Genomic DNA, 15,705 nt, shown 5'->3' on the forward strand with positions numbered 1-15,705 from the left:
TCATGCAATCGGTTACAATTGTACTCAATATCAAACAAGCACATCTCTAAGAGGCTTAAACACATCATGGACATAATTTCTTAAGTACACCCTACGCCTAGGGCAATAACGGAAGCAGTCAAAAACACTGCCCCATTTAGAATACTTAAGAGAATTACATGATGCACAAGCCTATTCGATTTCAAAATCTTGGTCTTTCGTTCCCCCACAAAACATGCTTTGTGGACTTTAGTGGCCAAGTTTCCAACGGCAGTCGCATTGCGATTATTGGACGTAATGGCACTGGAAAATCAACCCTGCTCAAATTACTTGCAGGATTACTTGAACCAACTGATGGTGACATACATTTTCCACACACATTGAATATTGGTTATGTCCCACAAGTCATAGAAGAATATAACTCATTAAGTGGAGGACAACGTTTTCAAAAATTATTAACACGCGCATTGGCTTCTGATCCAAATCTCTTAATGCTTGATGAGCCCAGTAATCACTTGGATCGTAAAAATCGACATTCTTTGATGAGAATGCTTTCTGATTATAAAGGAACCTTGATTATGGTGACTCACGATATCGAGTTACTGCAATCCACAGTAGATACTATTTGGCATATTGAGCATGGTAAAGTGCACGTCTTTACAGGATGTTATGAAGATTACTTGCGGGAAATCACCATTCAGCGCAACGCAATTGAAGGAGAATTTGCAGAGCTGATACGTCAAAAAAAACAACTGCATGCAGATATGATGAAAGAACAAACCCGAGCCAAAAGCAGTAGAGCTCAAGGTGAAAAGCACATTCAGCAGAGGAAATGGCCAACCATTGTTTCAAACAGCAAAGCGCGGAATGCACAAGAGACTTCTGGACGCAAAAAAAGCGCCATCAGCCATAAGAAACAAGAATTGAGCCAACGTTTATCAGAGCTTTACATACCTGAAACGATTCATCCTAAATTTGCAATGCATGGAGTAGAAACAAAGCAAACGTTGGTAACCATCAGCGATGGCACTATCGGTTATGACAAAAAAAATCCTATTTTGCGCGAATTGAGCTTCTCAATCAAAGCACGAGATCGAATTGCAATTGGTGGTAATAATGGTTCAGGAAAATCCACTTTGCTCAGAGCCATTTTGGATAATCCGTCCGTAATAAAAACAGGAAATTGGACTGTCCCTCATGCTTATGAGATTGGCTACCTTGATCAACATTACACAACGCTGTCAGCAGATAAAACCGTATGGGAAACAATCAGCAGTTTCTTTATGAATAAATCCTATACTGAAATCCGGGAGCATCTAAATGATTTCTTATTTAGCAAAAATGAAGAAGTTAATGCTTTGGTTTCCACCTTATCAGGTGGAGAAAAGGCTAGGCTCTCCTTGGCACAGATTGCGGCAATGATGCCCAAAATACTTATTTTGGATGAAATGACAAACAACCTGGATAGAGAAACACGCGCTCATGTCATGCAGGTGCTCAAGGTTTATCCTGGAGCCATGATTGTTATTTCCCATGATGCTGATTTTTTGAATGCTATCCAGGTCACTGATCGGTATGAAATTAAAGATGGACTATTAAGTTCTTTATAGTTGTACCCAAAACTGAGTAAAAATTATGAATAAAAACAATATGTCACTAAACAAGTTTTTCCTGAGCCTTATAAAACCATACAGATGGTATGTTATTGGTTTATTGCTCACAGCTGCTTATTGGGGAATCAATAACGCACTCGCTCCTTATGTATTAAAACTAATTATTGATAAGGTTGCCGCATTTTCTGGTGATAAATCAGCTATATTGAATGCCATCAAACCTAATGTCATTTTATATATCGCGTTGTGGGTGTTAATTGCCGTAGACATGCGTCTTTCGGATTGGCTACGATTAAAGCTATTTCCCTACATACGATATGATCTGGTTAATCACATGTTTGCTTATTTGAATCAGCATTCACATCGTTTTTTCCAAAATAACTTTGCGGGCAGTCTATCCAATAAAATCTCGGATATGACTGCGGGCACCATCGCGATTTTTACAACCATCGATGATGCAGCAGCACAAATTGTCGGTCTTATTATTGCGATTATCAGCTTGCTGCTTGTGCAACCGATATTTGCATTGATTTTACTTATTTGGGCCATTGCTTTTTTGGGTGTCGCAATCGTTTATTTCAAACCAGTTCAAGATCTTTCTAATTTTTTTGCGACCAGTAAAACCACTTTAGTCGGAAAAATTGTTGATAGCATTAGCAATATCACCAACCTACGCTTGTTTTCCAGAGCTGCCTTTGAAAACCAAGTCATTCGCAATGCAACTCAGGATACCACAGATAAGGATCAGACCATGCAATGGAGTATCCTGAAAATGCGTGCCTATTGGGATATAAGTATTATTGTGCTGATTGCAGCCAACTTATATATGCTGGTCGTTATGTACAGTAAAGGCCAAGTATCCATTGGTGATTTCAGTTTCGTTATCTCTTTATCAATCAGCATTTTTTATAATTTATGGTATTTGGCAAGCCAATTCGTGCATTTTGCAGAAGAACTAGGTAAATGCAGACAAGCCCTAACCCTGATTTCAGAACCTCATGAGATCATGGATAAACCCAATGCACAACCGCTAGTTGTCACTCAAGGTCGTATTGAATTTAAAAACGTGAGCTTTCACTATGATGAAGGAGCCCATCTTTTTAAAAATAAATCCGTTGTGATTGAGCCTGGACAAAAAATTGGTTTGGTCGGTTTATCTGGGTCTGGAAAAAGTACTTTTGTCAATTTGATTCTTCGCTTGTTTGATGTGGAGTCAGGACAAATTTTGATTGATGGAAAAAATATTCGTGATGTCACTCAAGAATCATTACGTGAAAATATCGCAATGATTCCGCAGGATGTGACTTTATTTCATCGCACTTTAATAGAGAACATCCGTTATGGTCATATTGATGCAACAGATGCAGAAGTTATTGCCGCATCAAAAAAAGCACACTGTCATGAGTTTATTTCCAGACTTCCTGAAAAATATAATGCATTAGTTGGTGAACGTGGCATTAAATTATCAGGAGGACAACGACAACGGATTGCTATTGCTAGAGCCCTGTTGAAAAATGCGCCAATTCTGATTCTAGATGAAGCTACCTCAGCCTTAGACTCATTAACTGAAAAATTAATTCAGGACGGATTGCATGTGTTAATGCAAAGCAGAACAACCATTGTGGTTGCACATCGACTCTCTACATTATCCGAAATGGATCGCATCCTGGTTTTTGAAAAGGGTCGTATTATTGAAGATGGTTCACATGAGGAGCTGATCAAGATACAAAGTCATTACAGCCGCATGTGGAAGATGCAAGCTGGAGGATTTTTACCTGAGAAGATGTAAATTTAACATCCACAGGTAAATAAATGCAGGCTGGGCTGATAAGCCCAGCATGTAACAATGCCCATATATTTCTTTCTTAAGATCAATGGCTAAGCACTTGTTAATTGGACTTTTCGTAGGAGTTTCATGATGGACATCTTGGAAAGTAAGAATTAACTCAGCAAATACTGGGCTTAGCAGCCCAGCCTTGTGCTATTTTTGTTAACGAGTTACCTAATACCTACATGGATGACGTGGTCTACACTACGCTTCACCCAGGCTACATTCATGAACAGTGAAACACCTATTGTTTTACTTCAGCAACTGCTTTTTTGCTCTGCTCATACTGAATAATCATTTCCGTAAGTGCGTCGGGTGTCACATCATTTTTAGCGTCAATTGCTCGTTCACTCCATTTAGGAACTCGCACAGCCTTAAAAAGGCGATCTTCAGCTTGTTCAAAGCGCTTATCAAAATTGGGTGTATAAATCTTATTAAACCCTGTGATATTCCCCTCATCATCAGCATCTAACTCTACAATGGCTTTTTGAGTTGCAGTATTGGCCTCTAGTTTTGTACCTTTAATTCCATCTTCTAAGATCTTTTTAGCCTCTTCTATCGTATCAGAAAACAAAACGTCATGACCTAATGAGTATCCACAAACTTGCTCATACGCTAAGGTGTGCAGAGGAGAAACTAAGTATGAAGCCCAATCGGTAAAACTATCACCCATCTTACTGTAGGCAGGTTTAACTATTGCGTATATTTTTGTCATTTTATTCCCTAAAAATTTAAAATATATAGAAAGTCTGGAAACTAACCTCAATCTCCATTGAAGTATATTCGGTTAAATATTATCACATTTGTTCTATTTGTATAGAACTGTCTGCCATCACTTTTTATAATTACTGTAAGTCATTTCCAATACCACCAGGTAAAAAATAGACCCTAAGTTCTGTGTAATTTTTAAGACCAAACTCTTTAGAAAAATCTCTTCTGAAAACAAATGAACATTGAGAGTAATTTCCATCCACTCAACTATACTCAAAATAACCCAGCCAAAAAGTTTAGAACTTGCAGGATGCAATACTGGGCTGACAAAAAAGGAGTTTTTTATGAAAGTTAATTATTTGTTTGCTCTTTTTATTTTAATGCCACAATATGTTTTCAGTCAGACTCATGATAATGCGACCATCTTGACGATTTCACAAAACCCGGAGAATCAAAACAACAAAACCCTCACTTATTCAAATGAACTAGAATACTTAAAAAAAAATAAATCGTTTGTCCGCAGCGTTGATTACCCAACGCAAGTCATTCGTATGGAACAAGACATAGAGAATCAACAACTCCCTTGTGATGAGGTGCATAACCAAATTGATAAAATCTTAGTCCAACACATAGTGAACGAGCAATTTACTTATGCAATTTATATTAGTTGTCATTATAACCCCGAAACTAAATTAGCAACTCAATTTATTATTAGCAGTTATTTTGATCCTTTAAGTGATGAAGCAGTTGCATATTTGGAATCCTATCTCCGCGAATACAATGGCACAGATTTATTGGGAACAAAATATAAAATTGAGTCGGCAAAAGGCCTCGTCATTTCCTTAGAATTTGCAGCAGGAATGAAAAAAAAACCCAATAGACCTCCTTTCATCGAGTATCACAAAGACCGCAGCAATTTCTATTTCAAAAGTAATTATGAAATGAGAGCTAAATTATTTAGCGATATCTATCAAAATTTCTTTACTAATGATCCAAATAAAATACTTCCTTTCCTGGACAAATGGGTTTCCTCTCATGCAAGCTCCGTTTATAAAGCGGTATTAAGGGATTCAAATTATACTGAATTACAACCCGAAAAAATTTTTATCATGGAGAATAATGAGGAGCTATTTGTATCCAACTTTAAACAATACTTTGCACATTATTGTGAGCCTTATGAAAACCATAGATGTTTAAATCCTGGCAAAATGGATAATGAGCAAGTGGCATTGTGAATTATTGAATAATGTAGAAATTGTAGTCTGGGTGATGCGAAGCGGAACCCGGGTTCGGCTTCGCATCACCCAGGCTACATTTGTCTTAATGAATTAACCTAGTTCAGGCTCATATGGCGATACTTTGCGGGGCTTTAACTCGCCTTGCTCCTCGGCAATTGCTTTATCATTCACAACTTTAGTCACACATGCATCAGACCAAACATTTAAAGCAGTTTCCAACATATCAATTAAACCATAGAACGGTAAAATGACGCCCATGAGGACAATAGGAACGTTCATACTGGATAATAAACTAATACTCAAGAAGAAACATCCCATGGGAACCCCAGCGTTACCAATCGCAGCAACAGTAGCAACAAATACCCATAAAACCATTGTGCCGTAGGAAATTGGCATACCATGATTCTGCATTAAATAAATCACCGTAGCGAAAATAAAGGCAGCACAACCATTCATATTAATGCTGGTACATAAAGGTAGAACAAAACGACTTACAGCAGGCTTTACCTGTAAATTATTTTCTATAGTATTCATCGTGACAGGTAAAGTCCCTACAGAAGACTTAGAAAAAAAGGCAACGGATAATGCAGGCAGCATGGCGCGCATTGCAGCAAAAGGCTGAATCTTATTCTTTTTTAGCCATAAAGGTAAGATCACAAAACCTTGGACTAAATTTGCTAAAACAACGATCAGTAAATACTCACCTATCCCTTTGATGTCCATGCCTGAGCGCAGTTGCACCACGGTTGAGGTGATAAACCCGAACAATCCCAGAGGAATCACAGCAATAATCCAACGCGTCATCACTAAAAACATGCCGTGTGCACCACGGAAAAAACGAGTAATGGTGTCACGCGCTTGTTCATCAGGAATTTGGCGCGTCGCAATACCGATAATAATACTTAAGAACAATACCCCCATGACTTGTTGTTCAAGAAAAGGAGATAATAGATTAGTAGGTACAATATTTGCCAGATATCCCAAATAACCTAAACTACTCGCTGATTTGACTGCTTGCGCATCCAAATTAACTTGCACTGAGCTCGGTTGAATAATGATGTAAAGCAAGCAACTAATCACAGCGGCCACTATGGTAGTAGAAAAAGTATACTTAATGGTACGCTGCCAGATTTTTTTCATATACCCATCAGTTTTATAGTTTGCTAAGGTAACAATGATGGATAAAGAAATAATGGGTAGACTGATACACTTAAAAAGTTTAATAAATAAATCAGAAATTAATAGGCCAGTTTCTTTCAAAACGGCAATGTTTGACATACCACTAACGATACCCAAACCAATCATTAAAGCATAAATCACAGGAGTACTGAAAATGAGTTTTTTTTGTTGTTGATGCGCTGCGCACATGTTGGTGATCCTTAAAAAATAAGAAAATAAGCGATAAGAAAGAATAGATTAGCAGCAACAACAAGAAACCAGTTTAAAATGGGTGAGCGTTGAACGATGCTTTGCTTGATGCGAGTGAGTTAACATAAAAGCCTTACACTTAACTGATTAAAATATGTACAGTGAGAAATATTTTAACACATCCAGTTTGTTCGTCAAGAGATTTTAAAGTCTTTAACACGATCAGGGCAAAAACCAGGAGCTCTCTTACCTATATTTGCGTGCCCGAAAAACTAACCTTACAAGCGTAGGCTGGGCTGTTAAACCCAGCAATTCTCGGGGAAATTCGGTATATTGTGAAATACTAGGCTTAACAGCCCAGCCTAATTTTTCGAGCTCACATCCATTCTCGTAAATATGTACGATACTCTAACTTTTTGAAGTTCAGCAATCAATCAACCAATTCAATGCACTTGATTTGTTGTTTTAAACGAATAATTCGACGGTAAGCATCTTCAATACGCTGCTGCTCTATTCTTTGCTCAAAAACAAGCCGCTCAATCACCTCAATCACTTCTGGAGCCGTAATCTTTGCTAATTGATTCGCAAAAATAAGCATATCAGCCCCTGCATTGATGGTCATGCATAGAGCGTCCTCGAGTGAATAATGATCTGTAATGGCTTGCATTTGTAAATCATCAGCAATGATGACTCCGTCATAGCGAATAGTCTCACGTAACAAACCGTTTAAAATATCATAGGATAAAGTAGCAGGTAGTCCTTGCTTATCCAGCTGTTTATTCACGACATGCGCCGTCATAATCAAGGTTGGCTTATCAATATCTTTTACTAATTGGTAATAAGGAACCAACTCTTCTTTATGAAATGTATTAGTAACATCCACAAATCCTTTATGAGTATCTCCCAACGCACTGCCATGGCCAGGAAAATGTTTATAACAACATGCAATACCATAATGATGAAAAATATGCACAAATTTTTTAGCCAAATGAATTACATCATCAGGACTTGTTGAAAAACTACGGTGTAAACTGCCAATAATTCCTTGCTCTTCTTGTAAATGCAAATCAACAACTGGAGCGAAATTCAGATTAAATCCTAACGACTTTAGAGTAAATGCCATTTGCGTCAATTCAGCTTGAAGCGCCTCAGGTGATAATTGTGCCATATTGAGAGCGCTCATAGTGGGCATACATCCTTCAATTCGTGACAGACGATCGATAGCGCCCCCTTCGTAATCTATGGCAATTAATAAGGGTAATTCATTGTTTTTGTAATTTATTTCTGAAGAATAATGATTGAGTTGATGAGTTAGACGTTTAATTTGCGCCTGATTTCTTAAATTCTTACCGTATAAACCTGTAGAAATATCTTGATCAAATAACAGAACGCCACCTAATCCGTCGGCAGACAGCCATTCAGCAACAGGGCTTTTGTCGTGAATATCACAACCATCAAAACCCATAACTAACATTTGACCAATTTTATTTCTAAGAGTAATCATCAATCGCTCCGTCAACAAATATAGGAAAATCCTTCCTAAAAAATTAGTTAATGTTGTAGCGAGAATCATACACAAAGATAAAAAATAATGCCATTTATATCTTTTTTGGTGGTATCGCCGGAAGATCATCAAGATTGCAACTGCAATTACCTGATACATCCGGGGGTAGAGGAACCTGAGCAAAGTCATTTGGATAACACACTGTGACATTCCAAGCCGAATCACCAGGATTAATTGTATTTGGCAAAGACCAATAGTTTTTAGCTATATACGTTTTACCTTTATCACTTTCCCAAAAAACTGGAGAAAATTGAGCTCGATACATTAATTTTTGACCAGCATCACAAGGAAAAGTCTGTCGCATCCAAGATTTTCCAGCGGGTACGGTGACAGTGGTTAGGACTTTAGCAGATACTGCGTCCATTACATCTACAGATACATCATATTTTGTCCAGCAACTGTCTTTAACTAGCGTGTAGTAACATGTAATATTAGCCCAAAGAGAACTTGATAAAATAAGGCTCAAAATTAAAATAAAAGTTTTTGCTAACATAATTCAATCCTTTTAAGTAGAGCGCGCTAACAATTTATTCGGCCACAAGAGCAACAGTAAATGAACTGTTAACAGTCTCTTTAGAGCCATTTACTCATAGTATATACAATATCAATATAAATTATGTAGATAAGTTATGAATTTAGGCCTACACAAGGGTTGATTTTATTATCCGACCTGTATAAGCTTGCCCGAATCGGAGAGATGGCCGAGCGGTCGAAGGCGCACGCCTGGAAAGTGTGTATACGGAAACGTATCGAGGGTTCGAATCCCTCTCTCTCCGCCAAAACTCAATAAAAAGCGGTTATCTTATGCTGAAAGTGCCTGCCGTTTTTTATGTTTACTATTCCCATAGGTACTTTTGCAGTGATGGAACTAAAAAATTCTTATTATTGGCATGCAAGAGTATGATTATGAACAATTCATTTAGGGATATGGCATATGAAATTAATTATAATAGGAATTTTATTATCATTTAATGCACTCGCTGGTGATTATTTCCCTAAACTGACATCACAAGATCAGCCATGGTCTATTACCGCAAGTGGGGGTACCGGTAATTATCAAATCTCTTCCAGAGACAAAAGTGCTCCAATAGGACGATTAGCCCTCGCTAATGAGATGATGCTTGCAGGAAATATTGCATTAGGCTTGGAATTAGGCCTGCAAACTGGGACCCGATTAAAAATAAATATGCCCCGAGAAACGTTCCACGCGCTTAAAAAATGGATACCAATGCAAACCACTCTTGCTCCTACCCTGGATTTATTAATTACCACCAAAAGTGATCCCTTGGGAAATAGTCTTTTTTTTGCCCAACTTAAAGGTGGGCTTGCCTACAGACATTGGCGAGATGAGAATGAGCCTCTAAATGACATTTCTCAATTAGCAGGTGAAGTACAAGCCGGCTTTGGTTATCCAATTACCGCATTGGCAAGTTTGAACTTATTGTACCAAGGAATATTTAGTGGAAATGGGCCAAACTTTCATCTGGATAACTGCTCTAAAAAAGAACAGCTGTCAAGCATACCCACATTACATGCAGTGCTCTTAGGATTGTCTGTGAACCTCTAACCCCCCGGATTACGCTACTCTAATCCGGACCCATACCTCTTGGTTTTTGTTGCCTGGGTGCAGAACTACAAAACCCCTGTCTTTTAGCAACAAGTAACAATCTTGGAAAAAGTCAGATTTGAATGCCAAATGTGGCCTTTCGTAAGCTATAATGTAATCAAAATGGATCTACTTCTCTATTGATTTGCAGGGAGTATTATCATGAAAGAACAACATTACGCCTATAAAATAACCCATGGCACATCAGGTTTGAATTGCCCACATTCTGCCTTGAAAAATGATAAAATGGTGGACTTGTTAAAAGAAATAGAAAACCAGCATAGTGATGGAATATTCTGGATATTCAAACAATTTGGTGATCAGCCACAAGAACCACTGTGCATCATAGACTGCTCAAAAAAACGAATTTACTTTCATTATTCCGGTGAAGTTGAAGATTTAAAAGACGCCATAGCCAATTTAAGTCATTAACTTACTCGTTGAACGGTTTGTTTTTTTTAAATCAAAATGAATATTATTTTTTTATTTTGATTTCATTTAATTCATTATTGACTCTAGACAAATGTTTTTTTTTTAGTCACCATTCCCTTCTTTTTGTTTTTCCATAAAGAGAATGCTTATGTCTTTAAAAACCAGAATAATTATTTTAAGTTCTATCTTTTTTAATTTATTACCTTGTGCTTATGCAGCCACTGCAGCAAAGCATGTTGGAAATGATACCGCCATTCAAAATGCCGTTTTATTTTATATTAATGAATACAGACAACAACACGGCTTATCTAAACTCACCATGGATAATAATATTGTAATTCAAGCCAAACAGCACTCTCAGGATATGGCCAGCCACCGCATGTCTTTTGGCCATCAAGACTTTGGAAAACGCATTGCTAAACTGCGCTCACAAATTAAAAATACGGGTGGTGGTGCTGAAAATGTTGCATACAACTATAAAACGGCGCAAATCGTAGTCAGCCAATGGGTTCGTAGTCCAGGGCATAGAAGAAATATTGTAGGTAACTATAATCTAACAGGAATAGGCGTTGCTCGTGACAAACAAGGTAAACTTTACTATACCCAAATTTTTCTACAAACAGGCAAAGCGCCTCAAAAATATGCGACAAGAAGAGCCTACATGGCTGTTCCTTTTTTTGGTATTCAACGACATAGTTAAGCAAATGGTTTAAAGCTTTGTAGCCTAGGTGTAATATAGAGAAACCCGGTTTTCACTTCGTTTTGTCCAGGCTACATCACACAAATTTCTTATGCCTCTATTTTTTCTAATTAATTCAATACATTAATTACCCTCAACCCAACTTTAACGAAATCTTTGCAAAAAACCCGAGAAATCAAGTGGCATTAGCGCTCAGAGTGGCCTATCATAGAATCATAGACAGTACACATTGTTCAGCCAACATTATTACTTTGGGAGCCAGAGTGAGGGTGCGGTGAGCAAGCTTAGCATGTACTAAGAAGCCTAAAACACTCCAGAGGAGTCCACCTTGGTAAAAAGGACTGTACTCAATCTTACTGTCTATCCCCGATTCCATAAAAAGGCGTATTAAAATAATACGCCTTTTTTATTTGTATTGTAGCCTGGATGCAACGCCAGATGACGCAAGCACCTGAAACATCTCCGCTCATTACTTGTTCCATTGTCCTTTTTTATGTATAACCACTATAATCAAACAGTTAAACCTGAATTATAATTAAATACACGCTTTATAATGGACTTTCGTGCACATGGATATTTTATTAATCTTTCTTGTTCTAGTCTTTTTTAGCTTGTCTTTGCGGCTAATCCAATTCTTTGATTCTTTATCAAGGAGTGAGTCATGAGCTTGTACTTAACCTGCGGAATAATTGCTTTTTGTTTGTTAATCTATTTGTTAATAGTATTATTCAAACCAGAGTTATTCTAAACGCATGGATTTAATTTTAACATGGGAATGGATCCCTTATGACAAAACCTGCTTTTCTACAAATTGTCTTTTACTTGTTCTTTTTATTACTCCTTGTCAAACCATTGGGTTGGTACATGTCGCAAGTGTATCAAGGTCGTCCTTGTATTTTAGATGCTGTTTTAAAACCTTTTGAACGTCTCATCTACAAGCTTTGTGGGATTCATACTCAAGAAGAAATGGGATGGAAAACCTATTTAGCGGCCATGCTCTTTGTTAACCTAGCAGGTTTGCTGCTCGTTTATCTCGTACAACGTGTCCAATTCTATCTTCCACTAAATCCACAAGAATTCACCTCCCCATCTCCTGATTCAGCCTTTAATACTGCAGTAAGCTTTGCCACCAATACCAATTGGCAAACCTATGGTGGCGAAACAACAATGAGTTATTTTACGCAAATGTTTGCACTCACCGTACAAAACTTTATTTCTGCAGCAACGGGCATGTCATTACTCGTTGCATTAATACGTGGCCTCATAAAACATGAAAGCGAGGGCCTGGGAAATTTCTGGGTGGATATGGTGCGTGGAATACTTTATATTTTATTGCCTTTGTCTTTCATTTTTTCACTTATCCTATGCGCTCAAGGGGTCATTCAAAATTTTAAACCGTATCAGAAAATAAACCTGATACAGGCCTTTAGCTATCAACAACCTGTCACTGATACAACAGGTAAAACAGTATTAGATAGTCAAGGCAAGCCTGAAACAACCCCCATAAAAGTAACGGAACAAGTCATTCCTATGGGACCGGTAGCCTCGCAAATTGCCATTAAGCAACTAGGTACTAATGGAGGTGGTTTTTTCAATACAAACTCCGCCCATCCATTTGAAAATCCGACTCCATTGACCAATTTTCTGGAAATGGCAGCAATCTTGCTCATTCCAGCTGCTTTTTGTTTTACGTTTGGCACCATGGTTCATGATAAAAGACAAGGCTGGGCAATATTAATCGCTATGTCCATTCTTTTTGCTCCATGCTTAATACTTGAGGTTATAGTGGAACAAGCAGGCAATCCCGCATTTCAACAAATGGGAATTGATACCATAGCCCAATCCCAGCTTTATCCCGCGGGCAATATGGAAGGTAAAGAGACGCGTTTTGGTATTGTCAATTCAGCAATTTGGGCAACAGCTACAACAGCAGCTTCCAACGGCTCAGTCAACTCCATGCTTGATTCATTTACGCCTTTAGGTGGCTTGTTTCCCTTATGGATGATGCACCTGGGCGAAGTCAGCTTTGGAGGCGTTGGCTCTGGGCTATATGGAATGTTAATGATGGTTATTCTCACGGTGTTTGTTGCAGGACTTATGGTGGGTAGAACACCTGAATATTTAGGTAAAAAAATTGAACCTTATGAAATGAAAATGGCCTCAATTGCCGTGTTAATTATGCCTTTAGTTGTCCTCATCGTAACGGCTTACGCGTCGGTAACAACCTCTGGGACCAATTCTATTGCCAATCCAGGTGCACACGGTTTTACAGAAATACTTTATGCATTTACCTCTATGACAAATAATAACGGCAGTGCTTTTGCCGGATTAAATGCCGATACTCCTTTTTACAATATTGTCGGAGGCGTACTGATGCTGATTGGTCGATATTGGCTTGCTATTCCCGCACTCGCAATTGCAGGTTCGCTCGTTAGAAAAAAACGGATTCCTAACAGTTTGGGTACATTGGTCACTCATAGACCACTGTTTATCACCTTATTAGTCTGTATTGTTATTGTTATCAGTGCATTATCCTTTGTACCATCTCTGGCTCTTGGCCCAATTGTGGAGCATTTGATGCTTTGGAGGAACAATGGGTACTAAATCACATTCTCTTTGGGATTTTAGCATTATTAGAAATGCCCTGCTCGATGCATTTTTAAAATTAACCCCTCGCCTCCAAATAAAAAACCCGGTCATGTTCACCGTTTATGTGAGTTCAATTATCACTACGGCACTTTTTATACAAGCGCTGCTAGGAGATGGAGATGCGTCACCTTTGTTTATTCTAGCGATTAGTTTATGGCTGTGGTTTACACTTATATTTGCTAATTTTGCAGAAGCCATGGCAGAGGGTCGTGGCAAAGCTCAAGCACAAGAGCTACGTCGAGCACGACGAGAAATTCAAGCTAAAAAGTTGGCAAAGGCATCTAAAAGTGCAAAATTCACTATCATTCCATCAGTGCAATTACGTGCAGGGGATTTGGTTTTGGTTGAAGCTGGCGATTTCATTCCTAGTGATGGTGAGATTATTGAAGGGATTGCTTCGGTTAATGAAAGTGCCATCACCGGCGAAAGCGCCCCGGTAATTCGTGAAAGTGGCGGAGATCGAAGTGCGGTAACTGGAGGCACTCAAATTATCTCCGATTGGCTTATCATCCGCATTACTTCTAATCCAGGTGAAACGTTCTTAGATCGAATGATTGCCCTAGTAGAGGGCGCAAAAAGACAAAAAACGCCAAATGAGCTGGCATTAACAATTTTACTTGCCGCATTAACTATCGTGTTCTTGGTAGTCTGTAGCACCCTACTTTCTTTTTCAATTTTCAGTGTAGCTATCACGAAATCGGGATCAGCAATTTCAATCACGATACTTGTTGCACTTTTTGTGTGTTTAGCACCAACAACGATTGGCGGACTACTTTCCGCAATTGGTATTTCCGGCATGGATCGCATGATTCAAGCCAATGTCATCGCCCTATCTGGGCGCGCAGTTGAGGCCGCAGGTGATGTTGACGTTTTATTACTTGATAAAACAGGAACAATTACCTTAGGTAACCGACAAGCCACCGAATTTATTCCAGCAGAAGGAGTTGATGTCACAGCTTTAGCCGACGCAGCTCAATTAGCCTCTCTTGCTGATGAAACTCCCGAAGGTCGAAGTATTGTTATTCTTGCTAAAAGAAAATATAAGTTACGCGGCAGAGCACTTGCACGGTTGAATGCAACATTTATTCCCTTCACGGCACAAACACGTATGAGTGGTGCAAATCTTGGAACTCGGCAAATTCGCAAAGGTTCATCCGAGGCCATCGAAGAATACATCACTGAGTTAGGAGGTCACGTTCCTAAAAATGTAAAAACTAATGTTGAAATTATTTCGCGCCAAGGAGGAACAGCACTAGTTGTTGCAGAGGGCAAAAAAGTACTAGGCATTGTTCGCCTTAAAGACATCGTCAAAGGCGGAATTCGTGAGCGATTTGCGCAATTAAGACAAATGGGGATTAAAACCATCATGGTAACCGGTGATAACCCTCTAACCGCCGCCTCAATTGCCGGTGAAGCCGGTGTAGATGATTTTCTTGCCAATGCAAAGCCCGAAGATAAACTTAAATTGATTCGTGACTTACAAGCCCAAGGTCATTTAGTAGCAATGACTGGTGATGGGACCAATGACGCGCCAGCACTTGCACAAGCTGATGTTGCAGTAGCCATGAATTCAGGAACACAAGCCGCAAAAGAAGCTGGCAATTTGGTCGATCTGGATTCCAATCCTACTAAATTAATTGAAGTAGTTGAAATTGGTAAACAATTACTCATGACACGCGGCTCTCTAACGACATTTAGTATTGCCAATGATATTGCTAAATATTTTGCTATATTACCTGCTGCATTTGCAGGTACTTATCCCGCACTGAATGTCCTCAATATCATGCATCTTAATACGCCACAAACTGCGGTACTTTCCGCCGTAATCTTTAATGCAGTAATTATTGTTTTTCTCATCCCGTTAGCCTTACATGGAGTAAAATACCGACGGCTTCCTGCAGCCCAACTCCTTAGAAAAAACGTAATTATCTATGGGATAGGTGGATTAATCGTTCCATTTATTGGCATTAAACTGATTGATATGCTCTTAACAATGTTGGGTCTGATAGGATAAAAA

General features: G+C 38.7%; 13 protein-coding genes, 1 tRNA gene and 1 other RNA gene. 11 read left to right on the forward strand and 4 right to left on the reverse strand.

Going from position 1 to position 15,705, the window contains the following annotated elements:
* The first annotated feature begins 158 nt into the window (after window positions 1–158).
* Both BGO44_RS12840 and BGO44_RS12845 read left to right on the forward strand, forming a co-directional pair.
* Window positions 159–1,589, forward strand: a complete 1,431-nt coding sequence (locus BGO44_RS12840; RefSeq protein WP_273197196.1) for an ATP-binding cassette domain-containing protein — start codon at window positions 159–161, stop codon at window positions 1,587–1,589.
* A 25-nt stretch (window positions 1,590–1,614) separates the two neighbouring features.
* Window positions 1,615–3,381 (forward strand): ABC transporter ATP-binding protein, encoded by a 1,767-nt coding sequence (locus BGO44_RS12845; RefSeq protein WP_058509486.1) that lies wholly within the window; start codon window positions 1,615–1,617, stop codon window positions 3,379–3,381.
* Window positions 3,382–3,664: 283 nt separating this feature from the next.
* On the opposite strand, the gene BGO44_RS12850 is transcribed toward BGO44_RS12845, so the two are convergent.
* Complete coding sequence (locus BGO44_RS12850; RefSeq protein WP_273197198.1) at window positions 3,665–4,135, reverse strand: hypothetical protein; 471 nt, start codon at window positions 4,133–4,135, stop codon at window positions 3,665–3,667.
* A gap of 340 nt (window positions 4,136–4,475) precedes the next feature.
* Between BGO44_RS12850 and BGO44_RS12855 the strand changes: the two genes are divergently transcribed.
* Complete coding sequence (locus BGO44_RS12855; protein WP_058509484.1) at window positions 4,476–5,366, forward strand: Lpg0189 family type II secretion system effector; 891 nt, start codon at window positions 4,476–4,478, stop codon at window positions 5,364–5,366.
* Between the two features lie 93 nt (window positions 5,367–5,459).
* Here the strand turns inward: BGO44_RS12855 and BGO44_RS12860 are convergent, their stop codons facing one another.
* From BGO44_RS12860 to BGO44_RS12870, 3 genes are all read right to left on the reverse strand, one after another.
* Window positions 5,460–6,737 (reverse strand): dicarboxylate/amino acid:cation symporter, encoded by a 1,278-nt coding sequence (locus BGO44_RS12860; protein WP_058509483.1) that lies wholly within the window; start codon window positions 6,735–6,737, stop codon window positions 5,460–5,462.
* 430 nt (window positions 6,738–7,167) lie between these two features.
* Complete coding sequence (locus tag BGO44_RS12865; protein ID WP_273197202.1) at window positions 7,168–8,241, reverse strand: glycoside hydrolase family 3 N-terminal domain-containing protein; 1,074 nt, start codon at window positions 8,239–8,241, stop codon at window positions 7,168–7,170.
* Window positions 8,242–8,335: 94 nt separating this feature from the next.
* Window positions 8,336–8,794: a hypothetical protein gene (locus BGO44_RS12870; RefSeq protein ID WP_058509481.1), complete on the reverse strand. Its 459-nt coding sequence runs from the start codon at window positions 8,792–8,794 to the stop codon at window positions 8,336–8,338.
* 198 nt (window positions 8,795–8,992) lie between these two features.
* Here BGO44_RS12870 and BGO44_RS12875 point away from each other — a divergent pair.
* From BGO44_RS12875 to kdpB, 8 genes are all read left to right on the forward strand, one after another.
* Window positions 8,993–9,080: transfer RNA gene (locus BGO44_RS12875), tRNA-Ser, on the forward strand.
* Between the two features lie 155 nt (window positions 9,081–9,235).
* On the forward strand, window positions 9,236–9,868 hold the full coding sequence (locus tag BGO44_RS12880; protein WP_058509480.1) for a hypothetical protein: 633 nt from the start codon (window positions 9,236–9,238) through the stop codon (window positions 9,866–9,868).
* A gap of 201 nt (window positions 9,869–10,069) precedes the next feature.
* The gene (locus BGO44_RS12885) at window positions 10,070–10,339 is read left to right on the forward strand and encodes a hypothetical protein (protein WP_273197204.1); all 270 of its coding nucleotides are present in this window, start codon (window positions 10,070–10,072) and stop codon (window positions 10,337–10,339) included.
* Between the two features lie 148 nt (window positions 10,340–10,487).
* Complete coding sequence (locus tag BGO44_RS12890) at window positions 10,488–11,039, forward strand: CAP domain-containing protein (RefSeq protein ID WP_273197206.1); 552 nt, start codon at window positions 10,488–10,490, stop codon at window positions 11,037–11,039.
* Between the two features lie 214 nt (window positions 11,040–11,253).
* Window positions 11,254–11,405, forward strand: a non-coding RNA gene (gene ssrS, locus BGO44_RS12895) — 6S RNA.
* A 295-nt stretch (window positions 11,406–11,700) separates the two neighbouring features.
* Window positions 11,701–11,787: a potassium-transporting ATPase subunit F gene (locus BGO44_RS18615; RefSeq protein WP_083503892.1), complete on the forward strand. Its 87-nt coding sequence runs from the start codon at window positions 11,701–11,703 to the stop codon at window positions 11,785–11,787.
* A 38-nt stretch (window positions 11,788–11,825) separates the two neighbouring features.
* The gene (kdpA, locus tag BGO44_RS12900) at window positions 11,826–13,643 is read left to right on the forward strand and encodes a potassium-transporting ATPase subunit KdpA (protein ID WP_273197209.1); all 1,818 of its coding nucleotides are present in this window, start codon (window positions 11,826–11,828) and stop codon (window positions 13,641–13,643) included.
* Entirely contained in the window at window positions 13,633–15,702 is a 2,070-nt protein-coding gene (gene kdpB / locus BGO44_RS12905) for a potassium-transporting ATPase subunit KdpB (protein ID WP_273197212.1), read from the forward strand. Before kdpA ends, kdpB begins: the two co-directional genes overlap by 11 nt.
* Window positions 15,703–15,705: the final 3 nt, after the last annotated feature.

Source organism: Legionella sp. 39-23 (assembly GCF_001897665.1).
Taxonomy (GTDB): domain Bacteria; phylum Pseudomonadota; class Gammaproteobacteria; order Legionellales; family Legionellaceae; genus Legionella; species Legionella steelei.

Coding starts and splice junctions, on each gene's coding strand:
- kdpA (WP_273197209.1), top strand. CDS start 11,826: ATGACAAAACCTGCTTTTCTACAAATTGTCTTTTACTTGTTCTTTTTA.
- BGO44_RS12855 (WP_058509484.1), top strand. CDS start 4,476: ATGAAAGTTAATTATTTGTTTGCTCTTTTTATTTTAATGCCACAATAT.
- BGO44_RS12870 (WP_058509481.1), bottom strand. CDS start 8,794: ATGTTAGCAAAAACTTTTATTTTAATTTTGAGCCTTATTTTATCAAGT.
- BGO44_RS18615 (WP_083503892.1), top strand. CDS start 11,701: ATGAGCTTGTACTTAACCTGCGGAATAATTGCTTTTTGTTTGTTAATC.
- BGO44_RS12845 (WP_058509486.1), top strand. CDS start 1,615: ATGAATAAAAACAATATGTCACTAAACAAGTTTTTCCTGAGCCTTATA.
- BGO44_RS12880 (WP_058509480.1), top strand. CDS start 9,236: ATGAAATTAATTATAATAGGAATTTTATTATCATTTAATGCACTCGCT.
- BGO44_RS12860 (WP_058509483.1), bottom strand. CDS start 6,737: ATGTGCGCAGCGCATCAACAACAAAAAAAACTCATTTTCAGTACTCCT.
- BGO44_RS12885 (WP_273197204.1), top strand. CDS start 10,070: ATGAAAGAACAACATTACGCCTATAAAATAACCCATGGCACATCAGGT.
- BGO44_RS12865 (WP_273197202.1), bottom strand. CDS start 8,241: ATGATTACTCTTAGAAATAAAATTGGTCAAATGTTAGTTATGGGTTTT.
- kdpB (WP_273197212.1), top strand. CDS start 13,633: ATGGGTACTAAATCACATTCTCTTTGGGATTTTAGCATTATTAGAAAT.
- BGO44_RS12890 (WP_273197206.1), top strand. CDS start 10,488: ATGTCTTTAAAAACCAGAATAATTATTTTAAGTTCTATCTTTTTTAAT.
- BGO44_RS12850 (WP_273197198.1), bottom strand. CDS start 4,135: ATGACAAAAATATACGCAATAGTTAAACCTGCCTACAGTAAGATGGGT.
- BGO44_RS12840 (WP_273197196.1), top strand. CDS start 159: ATGATGCACAAGCCTATTCGATTTCAAAATCTTGGTCTTTCGTTCCCC.